Origin of the sequence: Legionella worsleiensis (genome assembly GCF_001467535.1) — a bacterium.
Taxonomy (GTDB): domain Bacteria; phylum Pseudomonadota; class Gammaproteobacteria; order Legionellales; family Legionellaceae; genus Legionella; species Legionella worsleiensis.
Map to the genome: position 1 here is coordinate 99,751 of NZ_LNZC01000027.1, position 22,231 is coordinate 121,981.

The window sequence follows — 22,231 nt, forward strand, 5'->3', positions numbered from 1 at the left end:
GACGGATTCAAGGTGAAATCGATTAAATAGCTGATGATGGATGAATGATTTTGCATTTTATTTGGGTAAAATTAGAACTTATTATGTTAGAGAAAATAAAATTATTAAAGCTTAGCCATTATAAGCCTTTATCTATCATCCCGGTTTAAAGGATTACCACTACCCTGTTTATACCATGTTTTCCCCTCTCCCCCACGCACAGCGTGGGGGAGAGGGATCAAGGGTGAGGGGGTTTTAATAGTAAAGCGACCTTCATTATTTTATTGGGTAGAAAACGCAGAAAGACAGTATGTGACTTGTGCAAGGATGGATTCAAGGTGAGATTGGTTATACAGCTTAGGAGTTAGCGCAGTATTTTTAATTCAAAAAATTTTATCCAACCCACCCTAACATTATTAAAATCATGCTAGCGGCAGGAAACCCTTCGCAGAAAAAAATGTTCTTCAGAAAGAGTTCATGCTGAGTTATAAAAAAAGAGAAAATTCTTTAAACACTAGTGAAGAATATCTTGGAGCTAAGCCCCCTCTATCAAAAAACAAGCAGACAAGAGGGGGAATTAATAAGTACAAATGAGAACTCAAACGATATTGACTGTTATCGTTGAATTTCCGCTTGTTTTAGCAAGTTATTAACATAGAGATCATAATCCATCAAACCGTAACTTGCTTCTATCTGCTGAATCAGACTGTCTCTTTGTTCTTTATCCAGTGTGCTTAATTTACCGTCGTTTATGCCTTTTAGTTTAACGACAACGTAATCTCCATTATTCAGAATGATTCCATCTCTGCTTTCAGGTTTTTGAACATTGAATGCCAAATCGTTGATTAAGCTATCTGCTTTTCCACTATCTCGAGAAGAATCAGTTACAGACTTCCACTCCAACTTGTTTGCAGCAATGATCTGTTTTTGTTGTTCATCATCAACAGGGCTTAATAAATTCATACCAATTTGTTTTGCTTTATTATCAGCTTCATGTTTGCGAATAAACTTTTCTATCTCTGAACGAACCTCGCTCAACTGTTGTTTTCTTGAGGGGATGTGTTGATTCACCCTGACCACAACAACAGAGTCATTATCCAGCTGAATAGGCTCACTGTTATTACTAAGTCCAAGGACATCATGACTGAATGCAGCGTTAATTACCTGCTTATTCGTTGTAATTGGATCACTTCCTCCCTTACGAGAAAAGGGTTTACTGGTCTTGATTTTTAATTTGAGCGCATCAGATGCTGGCGTCAAACTGTCAGGACTTTGATAACTTAAATCGGAGAGTTGTTCCAAAGCCTGCGCATATTTTGCCTGCGCCATGTCGTTTGTTAGCTGCTCTTTAATGGTAGATGAGACTTGTTCTATGGATTTAGTAGTAACCGGTTTATAGGCAATCAGCTTGAATATTTCCAAACCATGGCTGGTTTTAACTGGTGAAGAAATCTGACCTTCCTGGGTAAGATCAGAAAGAGCGCCAGCGTATTCTGTTTGTCCGGCAGTAATCCAGGGTAAAACTCCTTTTTCAGGAACTGAAAGTTTGTCGTCTGAAAGAGTAGACACCATTTTATCAAACTGTTCAGGATTTACTTCCAGTGTTGCATAAGCATCATCAGCCTTCTTCTGGATATTGTCTTGTTCTTCCTGAGATGCATCCTGAGGGATGGCAAACAGTATATGAGCCACTTTCCATTGAGCAGGTGTTAGATAATTAGTTTTGTTCTCTTCATAGTAACGCTTAACATCATCATGAGTTACGTTAATTTGGGATTTAATGTCGTTCATGGATAACACCAGATAATCTAATGTGACCTGTTCCGGAGTCATGAATGTGTTTTGATTCTTCTGGTAATAGGAATTAATATCAGCCTCGGTTACATGAACTTGGCTGGTGAAGTGCGACGACGGTACGATCAGATAATCATAGTCTCGCGTCTGCATGTACAGCCTTACAAACCGCTTTATTTCTTCTGGTAGCGCAAATGAATTGCCCATAAAAGCAAATCGTTGCTGGTTAAGCAACATACCTTGCCTTACTTCCATTTGAAACGTTTCAGGAGTAAACAAAGCACCACTCAAAGCTTGTTGATAGCGTTCGCTAGAAAAATGACCGTCTACCTGAAATTGAGGGATATTAAGAATGGCGGCATTTGCCTGGTCTGGAGTAACATCAAAACCCGATTTGCGAGCAGCCTGAAGACTGACTTCATTGGTAATCATCTGGTTTAGAACTTGATTTTGCAGATTTTTTTCATCAGCAGCAGTCATCTGTGCCAAATCCTGCTGAGCACGGGTTCGTCTGTAGTTCGTTTCAAAGGACTGATTCGTTATGGGCTCGTTATTGACGACAACCTTGGCATTAGACGTCTGATGAGATTGAAAATAATAATCAACGCCGAAAAGAACGAACGTTATAGCGATTAAAATAATGACTAACCAAGCTACAACACCTTGTATGCGTTCATTTAACTTCTGCAACATATCCCGAGATCCATTATTGATATTTAATAAGCTTGATAAAGGCAGAGTGTACCATAATCTGATAAAAAAAACGCGCCTTTCGGCGCGTTAATCTGGCGGAGTGGACGGGGCTCGAACCCGCGACCCCCGGCGTGACAGGCCGGTATTCTAACCAACTGAACTACCACTCCAATTCATGGTGGGTGCTGTAGGGATCGAACCTACGACCCTCGCCTTGTAAGGGCGATGCTCTCCCAGCTGAGCTAAGCACCCTGAAAACTTAAGCTTCTTGTACAGCTTCTTTCAGGTTTTTACCCGCTTTAAACTTGGCAACACGAGATGCTTTAATCTCAATTGTTTTCCCAGTTTGTGGGTTACGACCAGTTCGTGCTGAACGATTACCTGTTGAAAAAGAACCAAACCCAGGTATTACAACTTGATCACCATTTTTCAATGCGTCAGTCACAGTTGTCATAAAAGTTTCAAGAACCCTGTTAGCATCAGCTTTTGTTAAACCTGAACCGTTTGCTATAGCGTCAACTAATTCACTCTTATTCATCTTTTCCCCTTACAGTTAATCATCCATTTTCTGAAGCGCATTAAATCATATTTAAAAACTTCAGTCAAGTTCCTACATCCTTGCAGTGCCCGCCAGTGGCGGACTACGAGGAGAAATATACCCGTTATTAATGAGCATGTAAATCATTATTTTTAATTTTTTTTGATCTCTTATTCGCTAATGGTGCAGGTTGTGCATTTATTGTCTTATCTTCCCATGGACTGCGCTGTAAGGCCAGTTCAAGAACCTGTTCAATAGACTTAACAGGATGAATTGTTAGCTTTCTCAGAACATTATCTGGAATCTCTTCAAGGTCTTTTACATTTTCTTGAGGGATAAGTACATGTTTTATTCCACCTCTGTGGGCTGCTAATAATTTTTCTTTTAAACCACCGATTGGTAGAACCTGTCCCCTAAGAGTAATTTCACCTGTCATTGCTACATCCGCTTTAACAGGTATTTGAGTTACCACAGACACCAATACGGTAGCCATGCCTATTCCAGCGCTTGGACCATCTTTAGGTGTTGCTCCTTCGGGGACATGCACATGAAAATCATTTTTTTCAAAGAAATCATCAGCAAGACCTAATTTTTTAGCTCGACTACGCACAACAGTCATTGCCGCATGAATGGATTCCTGCATCACCTCACCTAACTGGCCAGTATGAGTTACTTTTCCTTTACCCGGCATCATTGATGCTTCAAGAGTCAACAGCTCGCCGCCCACACTAGTCCATGCCAATCCGGTCACCTGCCCTACTTGATCAAATTCTTCAGCTAAGCCATACCTGAACTTTTTGACACCAAGGTATTTTTCTATATTACTCACCGTAATGTTAATTTTCTTGATTTTTTTATTAGATAAAATTTCTTTAACAACCTTACGACAAACACTCGCAATGTCTCTATCCAGATTTCTCACACCCGCTTCTCGAGTATAAAAACGGATAATGTCTCTTATGGCACCTTCGCTGATATGAATTTCATTATTACTTAATCCATTTAATGTTATTTGCTTGGGAACCAAATACTGCTCTGCAATACTTACTTTTTCATCCTCGGTATAACCTGCGAGGCGAATTATTTCCATCCTATCCAATAATGGAGCTGGAATTTCTAATGAATTGGCCGTTGCGATAAACATCACATCACTCAAATCATAATCAACTTCCAAATAATGATCGCTGAATGTATGATTTTGCTCCGGATCAAGAACTTCAAGTAATGCAGAAGCAGGATCACCACGAAAATCCATGGCCATCTTGTCTACTTCATCGAGCATAATTAAAGGATTCTTCACCCCAGCCTTACATAATTTCTGAATTATTTTCCCAGGCATAGAACCTATATATGTACGTCTGTGGCCTCGAATTTCCGCTTCATCTCTTACGCCGCCAAGTGCTATACGAATAAATGTACGACCAGTAGCATTAGCAATTGATTGTCCTAAAGATGTTTTACCTACTCCTGGAGGACCAACCAAACATAAAATAGGCCCTTTCAATCGTTTAACACGTTGTTGGACAGCCAGATATTCAATAATGCGTTCTTTTACAAGTTCTAATCCATGATGCTCTTTGTCTAGTAATTTCTCTGCTTTAACCAAATCAAATTGTATTTTATTTTTTTTCTTCCATGGAACCATAAGCATCCAGTCAAGATAATTACGGATCACTGTTGCTTCTGCCGACATGGGCGACATCATTTTTAATTTGTGAAGTTCTGCCAGAGATTTTTCTTTTGCTTCTTTGGGCATTCCGGCTTTATTTATAGAGTGTTCCAATTGTTCAATTTCGTTACCCTCTTCACCCATTTCGCCAAGTTCTTTTTGTATGGCTTTTATTTGTTCATTGAGATAATACTCACGTTGACTCTTTTCCATCTGTCGCTTAACACGGCCTCTAACTCTTTTTTCAACATGGAGTAAATCAATTTCATTTTCAATTGCGGCCATCAATCGTTCCAGCCGTGTTCCTGCATCCAGAGTCTCCAGCAACTCTTGTTTGTCATCAACCTTAAGAGTTAAGTGTGCGGAGATGGTATCTGCTAGTCTTCCAGGCTCATCTATACTCGCTAAAGGTGATAGTACTTCTGGTGGGATTTTTTTATTCAATTTAATGTATTGTTCAAATTGCGACATTAAAGAGCGCATTAAAATACTCACTTCCGGCTCTTTTAATGCATTATTTACTTCTTCCATGGAATCAAGATCAGCTTCAAGATAGCCTTTATCGAGATGGTATATTTTGGCACGGGCTCTTTTTTCACCCTCAACAAGCACTTTGACTGTTCCATCAGGCAGTTTTAATAATTGTAAAACACTGGAGAGAGTACCTACCTGGTAAATATCATCCGGTCCGGGATCATCATTTGCCGATTTTCGTTGAGCAACTAGGAAAATTTGTTTGTTATCAATCATTGCCGCTTCAAGTGCTTTGATTGATTTACCTCGTCCGACAAATAGAGGGATAACCATATGAGGGTACACCACTACATCTCTTAAAGGCAGTACAGGCACGTTAGACATATTTACAGTATCACTCAACATCATTTCATTTTCACTAGACATAATGAACCCTTATTCAAACGATAAGCTTTATTTGCGATTTGCAGTGTTTCTTATGAGTATACAGAGAATAAAGCAAGTGAACAATTCGTAAAATCAGCGATAAATTAATGAGTTTCGAATAACAAGGAATTAGCTGCTTTTAACTTGTAAACAGAGAACAATGTTAAGACATGCTAACTGTATTAATTTGAGGAAGTGTGGTGAAGGATTAAAATTTGAACTCCGTAGCAGAGCCTAACTCACTACGGAATTCAAAAACAAAAAAGAACTATTCTTTAGTACCGGCAGCGTTTTTCATATCTTCATGTTCGAAGATAAGTATGGGTTTAGATAAATTGTTTACAACATTCTCATCAATAACCACTTTATTCACACCTTCCAAAGAAGGTAATTCATACATAGTATCTAAAAGAATGTTTTCAAGTATCGCTCTTAATCCGCGTGCACCCATTTTTCGATCCAAAGCTTTTTTTGCTATAGCAGTTAAAGCCTCTTCTCTAAATTCTAACTCGGTACCTTCCATTTTAAACAGCAACTGAAACTGTTTGGTTAATGCATTTTTCGGACGGGTTAGTATGTCGATTAATGCCGCTTCATCCAGTTCCTGTAAAGTAGTTACAACAGGTAATCTACCTACAAATTCAGGGATCAAGCCGTATTTAATCAAATCATCAGACTCCATCTCGCTTAATGCTTTTGAAACCTCTTCACTATTATCTTTTTTATTTTTTAATTGCGCTGAGAATCCTATACCGGATTTATCACTGCGTTGACGAATTATTTTTTCTAATCCGGCAAATGCACCACCACAAATAAACAAAATATTAGAGGTATCAACCTGAAGAAATTCTTGCTGAGGATGTTTACGCCCACCTTGAGGCGGAACAGAAGCAATAGTTCCTTCAATTAGTTTAAGTAAAGCTTGCTGAACACCCTCGCCAGAAACATCTCTGGTTATTGATGGATTATCAGATTTTCTGGATATTTTATCAATTTCATCAATATAAACGATACCTTGCTGTGCTTTGTCTACATCGTAATCGCATTTCTGTAATAATTTTTGAATAATGTTTTCTACGTCTTCGCCCACATATCCTGCTTCGGTTAATGTGGTTGCATCAGCCATAGCAAAAGGAACATTCAAAATTCTTGCCAGTGTCTGAGCCAGTAATGTTTTACCACTACCTGTTGGACCAATCAGCAAAATATTACTTTTACCTAACTCGACACCGTCTTCGCTTTTATGCTGTAACCGTTTGTAATGATTATAAACAGCAACAGACAATACCTTTTTAGCATGCGGCTGACCTATGACATACTCGTCAAGAAAATTTGATATTTCTTTGGGTGAAGGTAAATGGGTTTCTTTTTCTTCCTGAACTTCATGCGTTTCTTCACGAATAATGTCATTGCATAACTCAACACATTCATCACAAACAAACACAGAAGGACCAGCAATTAGTTTTTTTACTTCATGCTGACTCTTTCCGCAGAAAGAACAATACAGAACTTTATCTCCACTTCCGTTACCGGATTTGCTCATAACCTAACCCCTTCTTACAGCGATTACCTGATGGTTTGGTAATATACATGTAAAATTTTAGTCAATCAAAAAAAGGTGCGCCCGTTAATTCATGCCAACTGTGCAGTAAAGCAAAATTGGCACGGTGAATCATTTGCGCAGTTACTCAGATGTGCTTGATACTGCATTTCGGTCATAAAGAACTTTATCAACCAGCCCATAATCTACTGCTTGAGAAGCACTCATGAAATTATCACGTTCAGTATCCCGCATAATTTGATCGGGTGTTTTTCTGGTGTGTTTGGCCATAATACTATTCAAACGCTCTCTTACAGCCAAAGTTTCACGGGCATGAATTTCAATATCTGTTGCTTGTCCTCTGTAACCACCCAGAGGCTGATGAATCATGACTCGTGAATTAGGTAAACAAAAACGCTTACCATCAGCACCAGCGCACAGTAAAAGTGCAGCAGCACTTGCTGCTTGCCCTATACATAAAGTGCTTACATCCGGTTTGATAAATTGCATCGTATCGTAAATAGCAAGACCTGCAGTCACGACACCCCCGGGAGAATTGATGTAAAGAGAGATGTCTTTCTCAGGATTCTCGGATTCAAGAAACAATAATTGGGCGACTACCAGATTAGCCATGTGATCTTCGACTTCACCCAAAAGAAAAATAATTCGTTCTTTTAACAATCTTGAGTAAATATCATAAGAGCGCTCACCACGGGATGTTTGCTCAATCACCATTGGCACCAAACCACTAGCACTGCGAATTAAGTTATCTGAATAGCCCGACATACTTACTCTCCTTTGTTCTCAGTGCCCTTTTTGGGGTTCATCACTGAATCATAATCCTTATTTTTATATTCAATCTTTGCGTCTTCAGCAATTTTATCTGCAACCATATCTTCCATTACTAACGCTTCAACTTCCGCAAGATGTTCTTTGCTGCTTTGATACCATGCACGCAACTCATCCGGGTGCTCATAAGCACTGGCGAATTTATCAATCATAGCATTAACTTTATCTTTATCAGCAACTATTTTGTGTTTTTTTACATACTCGTTGAAGAGTAAACCCAAATGAACACGGCGTTTTGCTTGCTCTTCAAACAACTCTCTTGGGAAATCAGGAATTTGTTCGTCATCTCTGTGTTCATGGCCAAAAAGACGATGGTACATATCATGTTTCAGATGTTCGATCTCTTTATCAATTAATGCTAAAGGCAAATCAATGGTGTTAACTTCCATTAGTTTATCAAACAGTTTTTCTCTGTTCATCATGCCGACACGTCGCTCCAGCTCGCGTGCCATATTCTCTTTGATGTCTTTTTTCAGCGCATCAATACCGCCTTCCTTGATATTGAACTTCTCTGCAAAAGCATCGTTTAACTCAGGCAATTTACCTTCCATCACTTGATGAATGGTGATTTTGAACGTGGCTTCTTTACCTGCCAGCTCTTTGTGACCATAATCTTCGGGGAAATTGACTTTTATATCAAAAGGCTTCTCTTTAGTACCACCGATAATAGCGTCTTCAAAACCAGGGATCATGGATCCGGAACCGATGATCAGTTCATATCCAGTGGCACTTCCCCCTTCAAAGGGTTCATCACCCAGGAAGCCCTGAAAATCAATAACCGCTTTATTGCCTTGTTCAACAGCATGAGAAACTTCATGCCATTCTTTGTTTTGTTCACGTAATTTGTCCATCATGTCACCGACGTCTTTGTCAGTAACTTCTGAACGAGTTAACTCAACTGCAGCTTGATTTAATTCGGTAATTTCAAATGTAGGAAACACTTCAAACACAGCGGTATAACGAAAATCTTTACCCTGTACCAGTTGCTCTGGCTCAACGTGAGGATAACCTGCGGGTACCAATTCATTTTTTTGTAATGCTTCAAATAGAGTAGACTGTACCATATCTCGTGCTACTTCTTCTCTAACGCTGTCAGAGTAGCGACTTTTAACCAGATTCATAGGTACTTTACCTGGACGAAAGCCGTCAACTTTAACTTTGCGAGCAAGATTTCTGAGACGCAAGCTCACTTCTTCCTCTACTTTCTCTGCAGGTACAGAAACTGTTACCTTACGCTCCAAACCTTTTAAGGTCTCAACAGAAACTTGCATTAATTCACCTCTTGGAAATTATCATGAAATGGTGCGAAAGGAGAGACTCGAACTCTCACGGGTTGCCCCGCTGGAACCTAAATCCAGTGCGTCTACCAATTCCGCCACTTTCGCAATCAGGTTGGATTATCAATCAGTAATTCAGTCTTGTAAAGAGTCAGATGGAATCTTTAGCGATAGACTTTATATTCGTTACAAATGGGGTGAACGATGGGACTCGAACCCACGACAACCGGGATCACAACCCGGGGCTCTACCAACTGAGCTACGCTCACCATAAAATTATGTTTCCAGCAAACTAACAACATGACGGCTGGCGCGCCCGGCAGGATTCGAACCTGCTACCCTCGGCTTAGAAGGCCGATGCTCTATCCAGATGAGCTACGGGCGCTAATTTGGTCGGGGAGGAGGGATTCGAACCCCCGACATCCTGCTCCCAAAGCAGGCGCGCTACCAGACTGCGCTACACCCCGTTACCCGTCCAAGGACAGAGCGCAGATAATACTAGGTCATAGCACCAAGGTCAATAACCTAATGCATTAATTTTTTATTAAAAATTTAGTTTATTTCAAATATTATTCCTTTTGTTTTTTATATGATCATTTTAGTGCATGATAGCCCTTCTATCTAAACCATTAATTTTAAGCTAGCATTAACAATCATAGACTTAATTCGTAAATTATGAACACCACACTATTACCTATATTCGATAACCTTACTTATCTTCATAAAAATCATGAACACGTTATTTTGCCAGATATTCGTTTTCAAAATGACTTTAACTATACATTAAGCTTTCTTAAAAGTTATACGGGAAGCCTGGGGACATTCAATAGCTACCGTCGAGAAGCCGAACGTCTGCTGCAATGGTCCTGGCATATAAAAAATACAACCATAGACGAACTAAAACGCAGCGACATTGAGGAGTACATTCACTTTTGTCAAAATCCGCCCAAGTCGTGGATTAGCCTTAAAAAGGTACCCCGATTTATTGAAAAAGATGGCAAACGAAGTCCTAATATTGAATGGCGTCCTTTTGTGGTTACCATCAGCAAAACCTCTATAAAAAATGGGCACCATGCATCCCTTGACCATTTTTGTTTATCCCAAGGTGCAACTCAGGAAATATTTGCCATCCTGAGTACACTGTTTAATTTTTTAATAGCCGAAGAATATGCAGTTTCTAATCCCGTTGCCCTAATCCGCCAAAAAAGTAAATTCATTCGCAAAAAACAACACAATGCACCAATACGTCGTTTAAGCCTTATTCAATGGAACGAAGTATTAAACGCTGCGGAATCAATGGCAGAAGAATCACCTGAAAAGCATGAACGCACCCGTTTTATGCTGAGCTTGCTGTTTGGTATGTATTTGCGAATATCAGAACTTGCTGCCAATGATAGATGGGTACCCAGTATGAATGATTTCGCTAAAGACAGTAATGGCCATTGGTGGTTTACTACGGTAGGTAAAGGCAATAAAGAACGACAAATTGCCGTAAGCGAGGCCATGCTGGAAAGCCTGATACGATGGCGTTCTTTTTTAGGGTTGACCCCTCTCCCCTCACCTGCGGATAACTCACCATTAATACCCAAAATTCGAGGCAATGGGCCTATGAGCGATACTGCGCCCATTCGGAGAATTATTCAACGTTGTTTTGATTTGGCAAGTGAACGTCTTCGCCAAAAAGGACTCTCGGAAGAGGCTGATAATTTATCTGCCGCAACAGTCCATTGGTTAAGGCATACCGGCATTTCTGAAGACGTTAAAATTCGACCAAGAGAGCATGTAAGGGATGATGCAGGGCATAGCTCAAGTGCAACAACAGATCGCTACATAGACATAGAAAAGCAGGCACGCTATCAATCAGCACGCAAAAAAACCATAGAACCAAGCGAGTAAGATGCGAAACCAATTCATTAAATCATCAGTTTAAATATGGTACTATAAACTCTTTTCTTCTGTTCTATGGTTTATGATGCTTACCCTTCGCCAAATAACGCTATCTCGCAGTAATAAAATTTTACTGGACAAAGCAGACGTCAGTCTCTATGAAAAACAAAAGATTGGTCTAATAGGTCATAACGGCTGTGGTAAATCGACTTTATTCGATTTTATTCTTGGCAAACTGATTGCTGATACAGGCGAATATTTAATCAATCCTCAATTAAGTATAAGCCACTTATCCCAACAACTCCCTGATAGTGAAGAGCAAGCTCTTGATTTCGTGCTCGCAGGAGATGAAGAGTATATTAAGCTCTTGGATGGCTTGGCGAATGCGGAGCAATCTGGCGATGATGCCGGTGTATTGGCGTATCACGATGCCTTAAGCCATAGTGGTGGCTACAGTAAGCCTGCGCAAGCCGCCGCAATTATGTCCGGTTTAGGATTTAAAGCCGATCAGCACAAGGCGCCAGTAAACAGTTTCTCAGGGGGTTGGCGCATGCGACTGAGCCTTGCTCGTTGCTTAATGAAACCTGCTGCATTATTGTTGCTCGACGAACCGACTAACCATCTCGACATGGAAGCTATATTTTGGTTAGAACGGTTTTTAAAACAAAGCCCTAGCACAATAATTTTAATCTCGCACGATAGAGAGTTTCTTGATGCCTTTGTCACTCATATCTTGCATATAGAACATCAAAAACTCAATTTATATTCGGGAAATTACAGTTGTTTTGAACAAACTCATGCCCAAAAATTAGCCTTACAACAGATGCAACATGAAAAACAACAGACTAAAATTGCTCATATGCTGTCTTTCGTCAACCGATTTAAAGCAAAAGCAACGAAAGCGAAGCAGGCGCAAAGTCGTTTAAAAGCTATAGAAAAAATGGAGATTATTGCAGCAGCTCAAGTTGATTCTCCTTTTTCTTTTGATTTCTTTCCTTGTCCTCGTGCAGGAAATCCCTTGATTCAATGCAATCTGGTGGATGCGGGGTACCAAACTCCAATTTTGAAAAAAATTAATCTCTCCTTAAATCCCGGAGACCGAATTGCATTATTAGGGCCAAATGGTGAGGGGAAATCGACTTTAATAAAAACACTAACGGGTACCCTGCCCACTTTAAATGGCAACATCCATCGCTCTAATCATTTAAAAATAGGCTACTATGCACAACATCAATTGGAACAACTGGATTGTCAATTAAGCCCGGTTGAAACCATTCAAATTCTGTCTCCTGAGGTCAGGGAGCAAACCATCCGGGATTTTCTGGGTGGCTTCAATTTTACAGGCGATATGGCGGTACAACCTATTCAACATTTTTCGGGAGGTGAAAAAGCGCGTCTGGCACTGGCAAAGCTCGTTTGGCTTAAACCAAATCTGCTCTTGCTTGATGAACCGACTAACCATCTGGATCTGGGAATGCGCTCAGCCATAGAGATTGCGCTGCAAAGCTATGAGGGTGCTTTAATTCTTATTTCACATGATAGACACATGCTTAAAACCACCGTTGATAATTTTTATTTGGTGCATAATCAAAAAGTACAGGCTTTTGATGGCGATCTGGATGATTATTATTCCTGGCTGCAAAACAAAGACATCAAAACAGCGACTTCAACCCAAACAACAAATGATTATAAAGAGAAGAAAGCAATTCAGAACCGTATAAAAAAACTGGAACAAACCATTGAACAGCTTCAAAATCAAACAAAAAAACTGGATGCACAACTGGCTGATCCAAGTCTCTATGAAAACAGCAATCAGCAGGAAAATTTAAACCAGTTAATTATCCTGAGAGATAAGAACAGTTCGGCTCTGCTGCAGGCAGAGGAAGAGTGGATGGATTGTTATTCGATGCTGGAACAAATGTCCTGAAATCATGAGGTGTGTTGGTATCACACCCCAAACTTAAGTGCAGAAATGTGAATAAGTTATCAACATCCAGGCTACACCGCATTAAAGCGAGCGGAGTTGTTCCAACAACGATTTGGCTGCCAATTGTTCTGCCTTTCTGCGATTACCGCCCTGACCGTGTGAAACGTGTTTTATGCCCTCGACGGAACAGGTAACATAAAAAACCTGGTCATGCTCATCCCCTTCGACTTTTGTTAAAGTGTATTCAGGAAGTGCATATTTAGCAGCTTGTAAAAATTCCTGTAATTGTGTTTTGGCATCTTTGAGGCAATCATTTAAATTCGGGTTATCAAGTCGTGATCGATATAATTTAAGAATCACTTTTTTTGCAGCATCAATACCGCCATCCAGGAAGACAGCCGCAATCAATGCTTCCAAGGCATCAGCCAGAATAGATGCCCTGCGAAAACCTCCGCTCTTTAATTCACCCTGACCCAGATAGAGGAAATCGCCAAGAGATAATTCCCTGGCAATTTCAGCCAGCATTTCTCCCTTAACTAAAAACGATCTGAGCCTACTTAACTGGCCTTCGCTTTGTGCGGGAAAACGGTCAAATAGTTCATGGGCAATAATAAAACTTAAAATAGAATCACCAAGAAACTCAAAGCGCTCATAATTATCAATACCAACACTGCAATGAGTCATGGCCTGCTTCAAATATGCAGAATTTTGGAACTGGTAATTAATACGTCTTGATAATCGCTCTAAATCAATGTTCACCGCCAGTTACTACCTCATATGTATCATCAAAATCGAACAACAAGCTTACATTATAAACCAAAGGTTTAACAACCTGATATTTTAAATGCGCTCTAAATCTGTTTAAACCACTAGGAGTGATAGTAAGCTGATCCGCTTTCAAATCATCCACACCATTAATATCAAAGCGTTTACTCAGACTTTTTCTTAGTGTATCAACGTCCGTGTAGGCATCACCAGTAAGAAGGGAATCTGGTGTTGAGTTCAATGCCTTAATAGACTGAACCAGGCTATAGTGTTGTAAATAGACTGGTACAACTCTCATCACAACTACAGCTGTTCCAACAACAACGAGCACCGTCAACACCAAACCAATTAAAGTCATTCCCTGCTGTTTATGCATTGTCCATTCCTTTAGTTAATTAACCGTCCAATTTTAGACCAGCGCAAATTATCCGTCTTACCATTCCAGCTCATCCAGACTAGAAACGCCTTACCTCGCAAATAACTGTCGGGTACAAAACCCCAAAAACGACTGTCTGCACTGTCATCACGATTGTCACCCATCATAAAATAATTCCCCTCGGGAACCACTAAATCAAAATCAACCGCAGGAACATCGGCTCTAACGAAAATATCATGCACTACGCCATTGAGATCCTCTTTATATTGAGCAACTGCTCTTCCTGAACTTTCGTCTATGGTGTATTCAACAAAAGTTTGTTTTGCTTCTTTGCCATTCACAGTAAGTTTTTTATTATGGTAACTAACATGATCCCCGGGAACACCGATAACTCGTTTAATGTAGTCATAAGAAGGAGCCGGTGGCCAGCGAAATACGGCAATATCACCATTTTTGGGATTGGCTATGGAAACAAACTTTTTCTCCAAAACGGGAAGCCTTAATCCATAGGCAAATTTATTAACCGCCACAAAATCACCCACCAATAACGTGGGCTCCAGGGAACCTGAAGGGATGCGAAACGGCTCTATTAAAAATGAACGCAGCAGTAAAACGATAAAAAATACGGGAAAAAATGAACGTGAATATTCGATAATACGTCCTGGTTTTTGTTCAGAACCCCTTTTTTTGGCCCAAAAAATCACATCCAAAAGGTAAATAAACCCACTTATTGCGGACAGAACTACTAAAATTAAAGCAAAGTTCATAAATTAACATCCTAAAATTAACCAAACACAATATCCATAAGACAGACACCAGGCTATTATTTCTTTCTATCCGTCTGAAAAACAGCCATAAATGCTTCTTGAGGGATCTCAACATGCCCGACTTGTTTCATGCGTTTTTTTCCAGCTTTTTGTTTATCCAGCAATTTGCGTTTACGTGACACATCCCCACCGTAACATTTTGCTGTCACATTTTTACGTAATGCTTTGACCGTTTGCCGTGCAATAATGTGACTGCCAAGAGCTGCTTGTATGGCTACATCAAACATTTGCCTTGGTATGAGCTCTTGCATTTTTTCAGCAATTAACTTGCCTCGGGTGTTGGCAGAACTTCTATGCACTATAACGGATAAAGCGTCTACTCGCTCACTGTTGATTAATACATCCATTTTAACCAAATCAGCAGCATCAAAACGTAAAAAGTTATAATCCAGAGAGGCGTAACCACGACTTACTGACTTCAACCGGTCAAAAAAATCCGAAACCACTTCACTCATGGGAATGTCATAGGCTACAGAAACCTGACGACCACTATAGGTCATGCTGACCTGAACACCACGTCGTTCCACACATAAATTAATAATAGGTCCCAAATAATCCTGAGGTACCAGTATGTTTGCTCTGACTATGGGTTCATACATTTCTTTAATCTGCGGCGAAGGAGGCAAATGTGATGGATTGTCTATAAACAATGTATCACCCTTTTGCGTCACTATTTTATAAACCACAGTGGGTGCAGTTGATATTAAGTCCAGATTGTATTCTCTCTCCAGGCGTTCCTGCACAATTTCCATATGCAGCATGCCAAGAAATCCACAACGAAAACCAAAGCCTAATGCTTCTGAAGACTCGGGTTCATAGAACAAAGAAGCATCGTTCAAGCTTAATTTAGCCAGCGCTTCCCTGAACGCTTCAAAGTCATCTGAACTTATGGGGAATAATCCTGCATAGACTTGAGGTTTTACACGTTGAAAACCGGGTAATACCTGTTGTGCAGGGTTTTTATCAAGGGTCAGAGTATCCCCTACTGGTGCTCCCTGAATTTCTTTTATCCCAGCAACCACATAGCCCACTTCTCCGGCATTTAACACATCGAGCTTGGTTCTTTTAGGTGTAAAAATTCCTACTTGATCTACCTCGTAAGATCGACCAGTGGACATCACCCGCATTTTATCACCTTTGCGAATGGAACCGTTCACTATCCGAACCAGTGAGACAACACCAAGATAACTGTCAAACCATGAATCGATGATTAGTGCTTGCAGGGGAGCATCAAGCTCTCCTTCCGGTGGCGGTATGTGTGCCACTAATGCCTCAAGCACATCATCAACGCCAATACCGCTTTTGGCACTGACCCGGATGGCATCGTGGGCATCAAGACCGATGATGTCTTCAATTTCGTCTATGACCCGCTCGGGTTCTGCCTGAGGCAAGTCAATTTTGTTCAATACAGGCAAAACAGTCAAAGACTGATCAATGGCGGTATAACACACAGCAACCGTTTGCGCTTCAACACCCTGAGCTGCGTCAACAACCAATATAGCTCCCTCACAGGCAGCTAGAGAACGCGATACCTCATAACTAAAATCAACATGACCAGGGGTATCAATAAAATTGAGTAGATAGGTCTTACCGTCTCTGGCAGTATAGTTTAAAGAGACACACTGAGCCTTGATAGTAATCCCTCGCTCCCGCTCAATATCCATGGAGTCAAGAACCTGGGAGCTCATTTCACGCTCGGTTAACCCACCACATATCTGGATGAATCTATCGGCCAAAGTAGATTTACCATGGTCAATGTGGGCAATAATTGAAAAATTACGAATTCGCTTTAAATCGCTCAACTTTATTAACCTTTTTTGCAAATTGCATAAGTCTATCTTAAATATGGCTGCGCAGAAAGTAGGCTTAAGCATTTTCGAAATTTTTGTGAACAGATTGATTCTGTTTAAAAAGAGAATTTGCTAATACAACCCAATTTTACTAATATTCTTCCTTTGGTTTAAATTAACAGGTGCACCATGCGACGAATAATCTGGTTAGGATATTCCCTTTTTTTTCTACTAACCTTCACAAGCCATTCAGACACAGCCTTTACTCAACGTAAAGACGTTCAGAACTTCATTAACACCATGGTTAAGCAACATCACTTCGATAAAAAACAGCTTACCGAAACAATGAACCAAGTGGTGATTCAACCCAAAATCATTGAATCTATGGAAAAACCTTATGAAAAGAAAAACTGGGATACCTACAAACAATTATTTTTAACACCCTATCGGTTAAAAGGAGGCCTTGATTTTTGGGCTGCCAATAAAAAAGACCTTGATAGAGCACAAAAAAGATATGGGGTTCCGCCAGAAATCATCATTGCCATTTTAGGAGTTGAAACTCTTTACGGAGAGCGTCAGGGTGATTATCGGGTGCTTGATGCTCTTGCTACCTTAGCGTTCAACTACCCAAAACGTTCGCCATTTTTTACCAAAGAACTTACCGAGTATTTGTTGCTTTGCCGTGAGCATAAAGTGCCTGCCACACATCACAAGGGTTCTTATGCAGGCGCTATAGGCAAGCCTCAATTTATGCCCAGCAGTTACAGATACTATGCTGTGGATTTTAACAACAAGGGAAGCCGTGATCTGGTCTCAAACAATGCTGATGCTATTGGCAGTATTGCCAATTATCTTCACAAGCACGGTTGGAGATTAAACGGTGGAGTGGCTCAACCTGCGAAAGTATCAGGATGGAAATACAAACGCATTCAAATGAATCCTAAAACAGCGAATTACACTCTTTCTCAGCTTGAGTCTTCAGGCATCAAACCTGTAACCGCATCACTGCATCAGCCTGTTCGTGCCGGAGTCATTGAGTTGGTTACCGATGAGGGTAAAGAATACTGGTTGGCATACCCTAATTTCTTTGTAATTACCCGTTATAATTCCAGTCCGCAATATGCTTTGGCGGTTTATCTGCTGTCACAACAGCTGAAACAACAGTGGATGGCTCAAAATACAAAAAAGCATAGGGCTTATGTATGATTTTATTTAGTATTTACGGGATATACTGAATGCAAATGCACCATTAACATCAACAACAAAAATAGAGTATCACTCATGGATAAATGTTTCTTGTTTACTCAACATCTTGATGATCATGGTTGCCTTTGTTTAAAAATTACTGCTACGGGGGTCCTTGTCGATCCCCCTGCTTATCGTACATTTGCCGAAATTAAATCCTTGCAAAATGAATGCGTTACATGGATTGTCGAAACAACAGAGAGTGCCAGCATTCTTGCTCTTGAGCTGTCCTGGCTTCCTGAGCGCAAAGCACGGGCAGCTATTCCTTTTGCCCTTGAAGAAAAACTGGCACAACCAGTTGAAGAGCTTCATTTTGCTTTTGATAAATTGAGGTATCAAAACAATCACTATCTGGTAACAGTAATAAGTAAATTTCGTATGCGGTTTATTATGAACCTCCTTGATGAACACGAGATAAGCTATGAAGGGATAACCCTGGATTGGTTTGCTCTGTCTCCTGGTGAATTAATTCTAACCAAATCGACGTTGTTAGTGCATCATGATGACTTTAAAGGCGCACTCTCAGGAGATCTTGCACGAAATTATTTAAAAACATTCCCTTCAGATACAATTATCGCCTGTGAAGACAGTGAATTAACTGGTGATACCTCGATTAATAAAAGCCAGACATCATTTTATACCTGGATTGCACAAAAATTATTGAATTCAAAACCACTGAATCTGTGTCAGGGAGACATGCAACATGGAAATTCTTCCGATTGGGTTAAAAAAGGCTATCAACTAAGCGCTATACTCTGCTGTTTTTGGTTAATCTCGTTAATTTTGGTTAATGCCCTTTCACTGCACTCGCTCAACAAGCAAACCCGAGAGCTGGATAAACAAATTGAAACGATTTATCGTGAGTTTTTTCCTGAAGCAAAACAGGTAGTCAGCCCTAAATTTCGCATCAGTCAGCTTATAAACGGTACTGATTCAAACAACTCATCTCGATTCTGGTTTTTACTCAATCAATTCGCTAAAGCCATGCACGAACATCACAGCAGTATAGAAAATTTTCGTTACCAAAATAATGCCTTGTCAGTCACCTTGGTCAGTAGTGATTTTGCCGCCTTAGAACAACTTGAAAACACATTAAGAACCATGCAGATCAAAGTAAAGCAAACACAGGCATCAACTCGTGATCAAAACGTCATTGCCACTCTGGAGCTCATGTGAAATCCTATTTAAATTCGCTAAATGAACGTGAAAAATGGATGGTGATAACCGCCGTTTTGAGTCTAGCTCTTTACGTATACTATCAGTTTATCTATACCCCCCTAAGCAACACGGTGGCACTAAAATCCACCCAGTTGGTTGAAAAAACACAAACCTTAGCCTGGATGAAACAAGTTCGTCAACAGGCCAATTCATCAACTAAAAAACGTTCTGTAGACAATAGCCAATTACTTACCCTGCTTGCAACGCAACTTAAAAATAACAAAACGCTTAAATTTCCCTTTCAATTACAACAAACCGGTTCAGGGGAAATCCAACTTAGCTTTGAGTCAGTACCGTTTCAGTTATTCATCCAATGGCTTGCCCGAATAAACGATGAATACACCCTGACCATCAAACAATGTGTTGTTGATGAGACGGATACCCCGGGTATGACACGGTTGATGATTATTATTACCTCTACCTGAGGTTTTATTCTATTCATCCATAGTGTTTTGAACGTTACTCCAGTTAGTTACTCCTGCGCCTTGCTTAATTTCAGGAGGAAGCGCATCCAAAGCTTTTTGTGCTGCTTCTTGACTGTCATAAGTCCCGTATAATCCACGGTAGTACGCTTTACCATTTCGCTGATATTTAATTTGTGCCATGCGATCGTTTTTTGGTGCTTTATACAATTTTTGCGCTACTCTTGATGCCTTTTCATCCTCGGCTACCATAATGGTATAACCTTGAGGATTTTGACCGTTAACCCAGGTTTTGTCTCTGTCTTTAAAAGATACTGGAGAATGATACGCCCCAACATGATAAGAATCAGGAACATTAACACCGCTTTGAGTTGGCGTGTTCTGATACCTGTATTGGTACATGCGGTAATCCATCTGCGGATACATCTGGATGCGATCATCAGTATATGTCTGATAACTTGCAGTAGTATATTCGTCATAAACCATACATGAGGATAAATTAACGATACAAAGCCCTAAAAAAAGGTATTTTATTTGAGATCCCATGACTAACCCCCTGATTTATTATTTAACTTCTGCTTCTATGGATTGTTATCTACGAATTTTAAGAAAACTTTAGAAATGCTGTTGTGTCCAGACCCACTATGACATAAAGTATCTTTATTGTTTTTCTGTGACGAATGATATGTGGACACACCGACGATCAGGACAAACCAATCAAAGAGGCGCACAGGATCATAGAGATCCCTACGAACGAGATAGAACCCGAGTCATCCACTGCCCTGCCTTTAGACGATTGCAAAGAAAAACCCAGATTTTAGGCACAGATGAAGGTGATTTTCACCGCACTCGCTTAACCCACTCGCTGGAAGTAGATTCCATAGGGCGGAGCATAGTTCGTAATCTAATTACCAATCAGAATCACCCTAAATTTTTATCCAGCCTGTTACCCAATGATGATTTAATCAGTGTTATCTGTTTGCTTCACGATATAGGACATCCACCTTTTGGACATGGCGGTGAGGTTGCACTGAATTATATGATGCGTCACTATGGAGGATTCGAAGGAAACGCCCAAACACTCAGGCTTTTGACTAAAGTAGAAAACAGTTATGGGGGCTTTGGACTTGATTTAACCCGCCGAGCTCTTCTGGGTATTTTAAAATATCCGGTCAAACGCTCTGATGTCATCGCAAAGAAATTACCCCCTATCCATGAATCTATTCATAAAACAATTAAAATTAACGATTGGTTACCGCCCAAAGCATATTTTGATTGTGAACAACCTGAAATTGATTGGCTTTTGTCCCCATTTTCTGAAAGCGATAGAGTATTATTTCAATCATTATCCAAACACCCTCATGAAAGCCAATGCGGCAAGTCTGCTTACCACAGTTTTGACTGTTCCATAATGGATACAGCCGATGATATTGCCTACGGAGTTCATGACCTGGAAGATGCCATTCATTTAAGACTCATCAACCCATTTCATCTGGATACTCCAGAGTTCAGGCAACTATTAGACCATACCTCTCTGGCAAATCATCAGGACAGACTGATTAATGCTCTATTTTCTAATGATTTGTGCTTGCGAAAACAAGCCATAGGTGAAATGGTCAATTATTTTATTACCTCTACGCATATAGTGACGACTAATGAGCTCTTTGAAAACCATCTACTCAAATACAATATCGCTCTGATTCCAGAGGCTCAGGCTTTATTACATTATTTAATGCAGTGTATTTTTCATCATGTCATTGACTCTCAGGAGGCGCGTACTTTTGAGTATGGTGGACAAACCGTTGTATTGCGCTTGTTTGATGCCATCAGCTCTAACCCCACAAGTTTATTGGATAATAAAAACAGAGACTTATTTAAACAAGCTGAAGATGAAACTCAGGCATACCGGGTTGTATGCGATTATCTGGCTAATATGACTGACGAATACGCCTATCGAATGCATGAACGTCTGTTCGGATTTAACACGAGAACTATTTTTGAAAGACTGTAATATTTATAATTAAGCAGGTAAAACCTATGATAGGCACTATACCGTTCACAAAATGCCTAGAAGAGAAAACAAACAATAATTAACTGGATTGTAACTCTTAACGTTATTAGTTATTCGATTAGAGGAAAAGTTTTGTCTTTTATTGAGTGGAATTGATTAAGATAATTTACTAACATCATTTTAATCAAGCAATAATCTGATTAAAATGGCGTCCCCAAGGGGATTCGAACCCCTGTTACCGCCGTGAAAGGGCAGTGTCCTAGGCCTCTAGACGATGGGGACCTGGAACTTACACTACTATTTTACCACAAAAAAACGCAACATCAAATAATGGCGTCCCCAAGGGGATTCGAACCCCTGTTACCGCCGTGAAAGGGCAGTGTCCTGGGCCTCTAGACGATGGGGACCCTGAACTATTATACCATCAACACACTAAGATGTTGATGGTGGAGCTAGGCGGGATCGAACCGCCGACCTCTTGCATGCCATGCAAGCGCTCTCCCAGCTGAGCTATAGCCCCAAAA

General features: G+C 40.2%; 17 protein-coding genes and 9 tRNA genes. 6 read left to right on the forward strand and 20 right to left on the reverse strand.

Translation table 11 applies throughout. The features are described 5' to 3' along the window. Positions 1–594: 594 nt before the first annotated feature. The 12 genes from Lwor_RS09975 to Lwor_RS10030 all read right to left on the reverse strand — a co-directional run bounded on the left by Lwor_RS09975 (position 595) and on the right by Lwor_RS10030 (position 9,706). Positions 595–2,466 carry a SurA N-terminal domain-containing protein gene (locus Lwor_RS09975; RefSeq protein WP_058493739.1) on the reverse strand — a complete coding sequence of 624 codons (1,872 nt, stop codon included), beginning with the start codon at positions 2,464–2,466 and terminating at the stop codon, positions 595–597. Positions 2,467–2,559: 93 nt separating this feature from the next. Then, positions 2,560–2,636 (reverse strand) — tRNA-Asp (locus Lwor_RS09980). A gap of 6 nt (positions 2,637–2,642) precedes the next feature. Further along, positions 2,643–2,718, reverse strand: a tRNA-Val gene (locus Lwor_RS09985). Positions 2,719–2,725: 7 nt separating this feature from the next. Continuing rightward, positions 2,726–3,004: an HU family DNA-binding protein gene (locus Lwor_RS09990; RefSeq protein WP_058493740.1), complete on the reverse strand. Its 279-nt coding sequence runs from the start codon at positions 3,002–3,004 to the stop codon at positions 2,726–2,728. A gap of 127 nt (positions 3,005–3,131) precedes the next feature. After that, positions 3,132–5,573, reverse strand: a complete 2,442-nt coding sequence (lon, locus tag Lwor_RS09995; RefSeq protein ID WP_058493741.1) for an endopeptidase La — start codon at positions 5,571–5,573, stop codon at positions 3,132–3,134. Positions 5,574–5,841: 268 nt separating this feature from the next. Beyond that, a complete protein-coding gene (clpX, locus tag Lwor_RS10000; protein ID WP_058493742.1) occupies positions 5,842–7,116 on the reverse strand; it encodes an ATP-dependent Clp protease ATP-binding subunit ClpX in 1,275 nt (424 codons plus the stop codon). A 141-nt stretch (positions 7,117–7,257) separates the two neighbouring features. After that, entirely contained in the window at positions 7,258–7,899 is a 642-nt protein-coding gene (gene clpP, locus Lwor_RS10005; protein WP_058493743.1) for an ATP-dependent Clp endopeptidase proteolytic subunit ClpP, read from the reverse strand. 2 nt (positions 7,900–7,901) lie between these two features. Continuing rightward, positions 7,902–9,233: a trigger factor gene (gene tig / locus Lwor_RS10010; RefSeq protein WP_058493744.1), complete on the reverse strand. Its 1,332-nt coding sequence runs from the start codon at positions 9,231–9,233 to the stop codon at positions 7,902–7,904. 29 nt (positions 9,234–9,262) lie between these two features. Next, positions 9,263–9,347, reverse strand: a tRNA-Leu gene (locus Lwor_RS10015). An 85-nt stretch (positions 9,348–9,432) separates the two neighbouring features. Further along, a tRNA-His gene (locus Lwor_RS10020) sits at positions 9,433–9,508 on the reverse strand. Between the two features lie 39 nt (positions 9,509–9,547). Further along, a tRNA-Arg gene (locus Lwor_RS10025) sits at positions 9,548–9,624 on the reverse strand. Between the two features lie 5 nt (positions 9,625–9,629). Further along, positions 9,630–9,706 (reverse strand) — tRNA-Pro (locus tag Lwor_RS10030). Between the two features lie 208 nt (positions 9,707–9,914). On the opposite strand from Lwor_RS10030, the gene Lwor_RS10035 reads away from it, so the two are divergent. Next, complete coding sequence (locus Lwor_RS10035) at positions 9,915–11,135, forward strand: tyrosine-type recombinase/integrase (protein WP_058493745.1); 1,221 nt, start codon at positions 9,915–9,917, stop codon at positions 11,133–11,135. Positions 11,136–11,211: 76 nt separating this feature from the next. Next, positions 11,212–13,053 carry an ABC-F family ATP-binding cassette domain-containing protein gene (locus Lwor_RS10040; RefSeq protein WP_058493746.1) on the forward strand — a complete coding sequence of 614 codons (1,842 nt, stop codon included), beginning with the start codon at positions 11,212–11,214 and terminating at the stop codon, positions 13,051–13,053. Between the two features lie 81 nt (positions 13,054–13,134). Here the strand turns inward: Lwor_RS10040 and rnc are convergent, their stop codons facing one another. Genes rnc through lepA form a run of 4 tightly spaced genes read right to left on the reverse strand, consistent with a single transcriptional unit; the run spans position 13,135 to position 16,895 of the window. Further along, complete coding sequence (gene rnc / locus Lwor_RS10045; protein ID WP_058493747.1) at positions 13,135–13,812, reverse strand: ribonuclease III; 678 nt, start codon at positions 13,810–13,812, stop codon at positions 13,135–13,137. Then, a complete protein-coding gene (locus tag Lwor_RS10050) occupies positions 13,802–14,194 on the reverse strand; it encodes a DUF4845 domain-containing protein (protein ID WP_058493748.1) in 393 nt (130 codons plus the stop codon). The genes rnc and Lwor_RS10050 overlap by 11 nt, the downstream gene beginning before the upstream one ends. 11 nt (positions 14,195–14,205) lie before the next feature. Next, positions 14,206–14,961, reverse strand: a complete 756-nt coding sequence (lepB, locus tag Lwor_RS10055; RefSeq protein ID WP_058493749.1) for a signal peptidase I — start codon at positions 14,959–14,961, stop codon at positions 14,206–14,208. A 56-nt stretch (positions 14,962–15,017) separates the two neighbouring features. Further along, complete coding sequence (lepA, locus tag Lwor_RS10060) at positions 15,018–16,895, reverse strand: translation elongation factor 4 (RefSeq protein ID WP_115090903.1); 1,878 nt, start codon at positions 16,893–16,895, stop codon at positions 15,018–15,020. A 105-nt stretch (positions 16,896–17,000) separates the two neighbouring features. Between lepA and mltB the strand changes: the two genes are divergently transcribed. From mltB to lspM, 3 genes are all read left to right on the forward strand, one after another. Continuing rightward, entirely contained in the window at positions 17,001–18,017 is a 1,017-nt protein-coding gene (gene mltB / locus Lwor_RS10065; protein WP_058493751.1) for a lytic murein transglycosylase B, read from the forward strand. A gap of 75 nt (positions 18,018–18,092) precedes the next feature. Continuing rightward, the gene (gene gspL / locus Lwor_RS10070) at positions 18,093–19,232 is read left to right on the forward strand and encodes a type II secretion system protein GspL (protein WP_058493752.1); all 1,140 of its coding nucleotides are present in this window, start codon (positions 18,093–18,095) and stop codon (positions 19,230–19,232) included. Beyond that, positions 19,229–19,699: a GspM family type II secretion system protein LspM gene (gene lspM / locus Lwor_RS10075; protein ID WP_058493753.1), complete on the forward strand. Its 471-nt coding sequence runs from the start codon at positions 19,229–19,231 to the stop codon at positions 19,697–19,699. Before gspL ends, lspM begins: the two co-directional genes overlap by 4 nt. A gap of 9 nt (positions 19,700–19,708) precedes the next feature. Here lspM and Lwor_RS10080 read toward each other — a convergent pair whose 3' ends face one another. Further along, positions 19,709–20,242, reverse strand: coding sequence for an SPOR domain-containing protein (locus Lwor_RS10080; protein WP_058493754.1), 534 nt, complete (start codon positions 20,240–20,242; stop codon positions 19,709–19,711). Positions 20,243–20,381: 139 nt separating this feature from the next. Between Lwor_RS10080 and Lwor_RS10085 the strand changes: the two genes are divergently transcribed. After that, complete coding sequence (locus Lwor_RS10085; RefSeq protein WP_058493755.1) at positions 20,382–21,707, forward strand: anti-phage deoxyguanosine triphosphatase; 1,326 nt, start codon at positions 20,382–20,384, stop codon at positions 21,705–21,707. A 206-nt stretch (positions 21,708–21,913) separates the two neighbouring features. Here Lwor_RS10085 and Lwor_RS10090 read toward each other — a convergent pair. From Lwor_RS10090 to Lwor_RS10100, 3 genes are all read right to left on the reverse strand, one after another. Then, positions 21,914–21,989: transfer RNA gene (locus Lwor_RS10090), tRNA-Glu, on the reverse strand. Between the two features lie 49 nt (positions 21,990–22,038). Next, positions 22,039–22,114: transfer RNA gene (locus tag Lwor_RS10095), tRNA-Glu, on the reverse strand. Positions 22,115–22,151: 37 nt separating this feature from the next. Then, positions 22,152–22,227 (reverse strand) — tRNA-Ala (locus Lwor_RS10100). Between the last annotated feature and the right edge of the window lie 4 nt (positions 22,228–22,231).

Excerpts from the sequence above, each read along its gene's own strand:
- lepA (WP_115090903.1), bottom strand. The coding sequence starts at position 16,895 with ATGCTTAAGCCTACTTTCTGCGCAGCCATATTTAAGATAGACTTATGC.
- lon (WP_058493741.1), bottom strand. The coding sequence starts at position 5,573 with ATGTCTAGTGAAAATGAAATGATGTTGAGTGATACTGTAAATATGTCT.
- Lwor_RS09990 (WP_058493740.1), bottom strand. The coding sequence starts at position 3,004 with ATGAATAAGAGTGAATTAGTTGACGCTATAGCAAACGGTTCAGGTTTA.
- Lwor_RS10050 (WP_058493748.1), bottom strand. The coding sequence starts at position 14,194 with ATGCATAAACAGCAGGGAATGACTTTAATTGGTTTGGTGTTGACGGTG.
- Lwor_RS10035 (WP_058493745.1), top strand. The coding sequence starts at position 9,915 with ATGAACACCACACTATTACCTATATTCGATAACCTTACTTATCTTCAT.
- Lwor_RS10040 (WP_058493746.1), top strand. The coding sequence starts at position 11,212 with ATGCTTACCCTTCGCCAAATAACGCTATCTCGCAGTAATAAAATTTTA.
- tig (WP_058493744.1), bottom strand. The coding sequence starts at position 9,233 with ATGCAAGTTTCTGTTGAGACCTTAAAAGGTTTGGAGCGTAAGGTAACA.
- lepB (WP_058493749.1), bottom strand. The coding sequence starts at position 14,961 with ATGAACTTTGCTTTAATTTTAGTAGTTCTGTCCGCAATAAGTGGGTTT.
- gspL (WP_058493752.1), top strand. The coding sequence starts at position 18,093 with ATGGATAAATGTTTCTTGTTTACTCAACATCTTGATGATCATGGTTGC.
- Lwor_RS10080 (WP_058493754.1), bottom strand. The coding sequence starts at position 20,242 with ATGGGATCTCAAATAAAATACCTTTTTTTAGGGCTTTGTATCGTTAAT.
- clpP (WP_058493743.1), bottom strand. The coding sequence starts at position 7,899 with ATGTCGGGCTATTCAGATAACTTAATTCGCAGTGCTAGTGGTTTGGTG.
- mltB (WP_058493751.1), top strand. The coding sequence starts at position 17,001 with ATGCGACGAATAATCTGGTTAGGATATTCCCTTTTTTTTCTACTAACC.
- clpX (WP_058493742.1), bottom strand. The coding sequence starts at position 7,116 with ATGAGCAAATCCGGTAACGGAAGTGGAGATAAAGTTCTGTATTGTTCT.
- Lwor_RS09975 (WP_058493739.1), bottom strand. The coding sequence starts at position 2,466 with ATGTTGCAGAAGTTAAATGAACGCATACAAGGTGTTGTAGCTTGGTTA.
- Lwor_RS10085 (WP_058493755.1), top strand. The coding sequence starts at position 20,382 with ATGTGGACACACCGACGATCAGGACAAACCAATCAAAGAGGCGCACAG.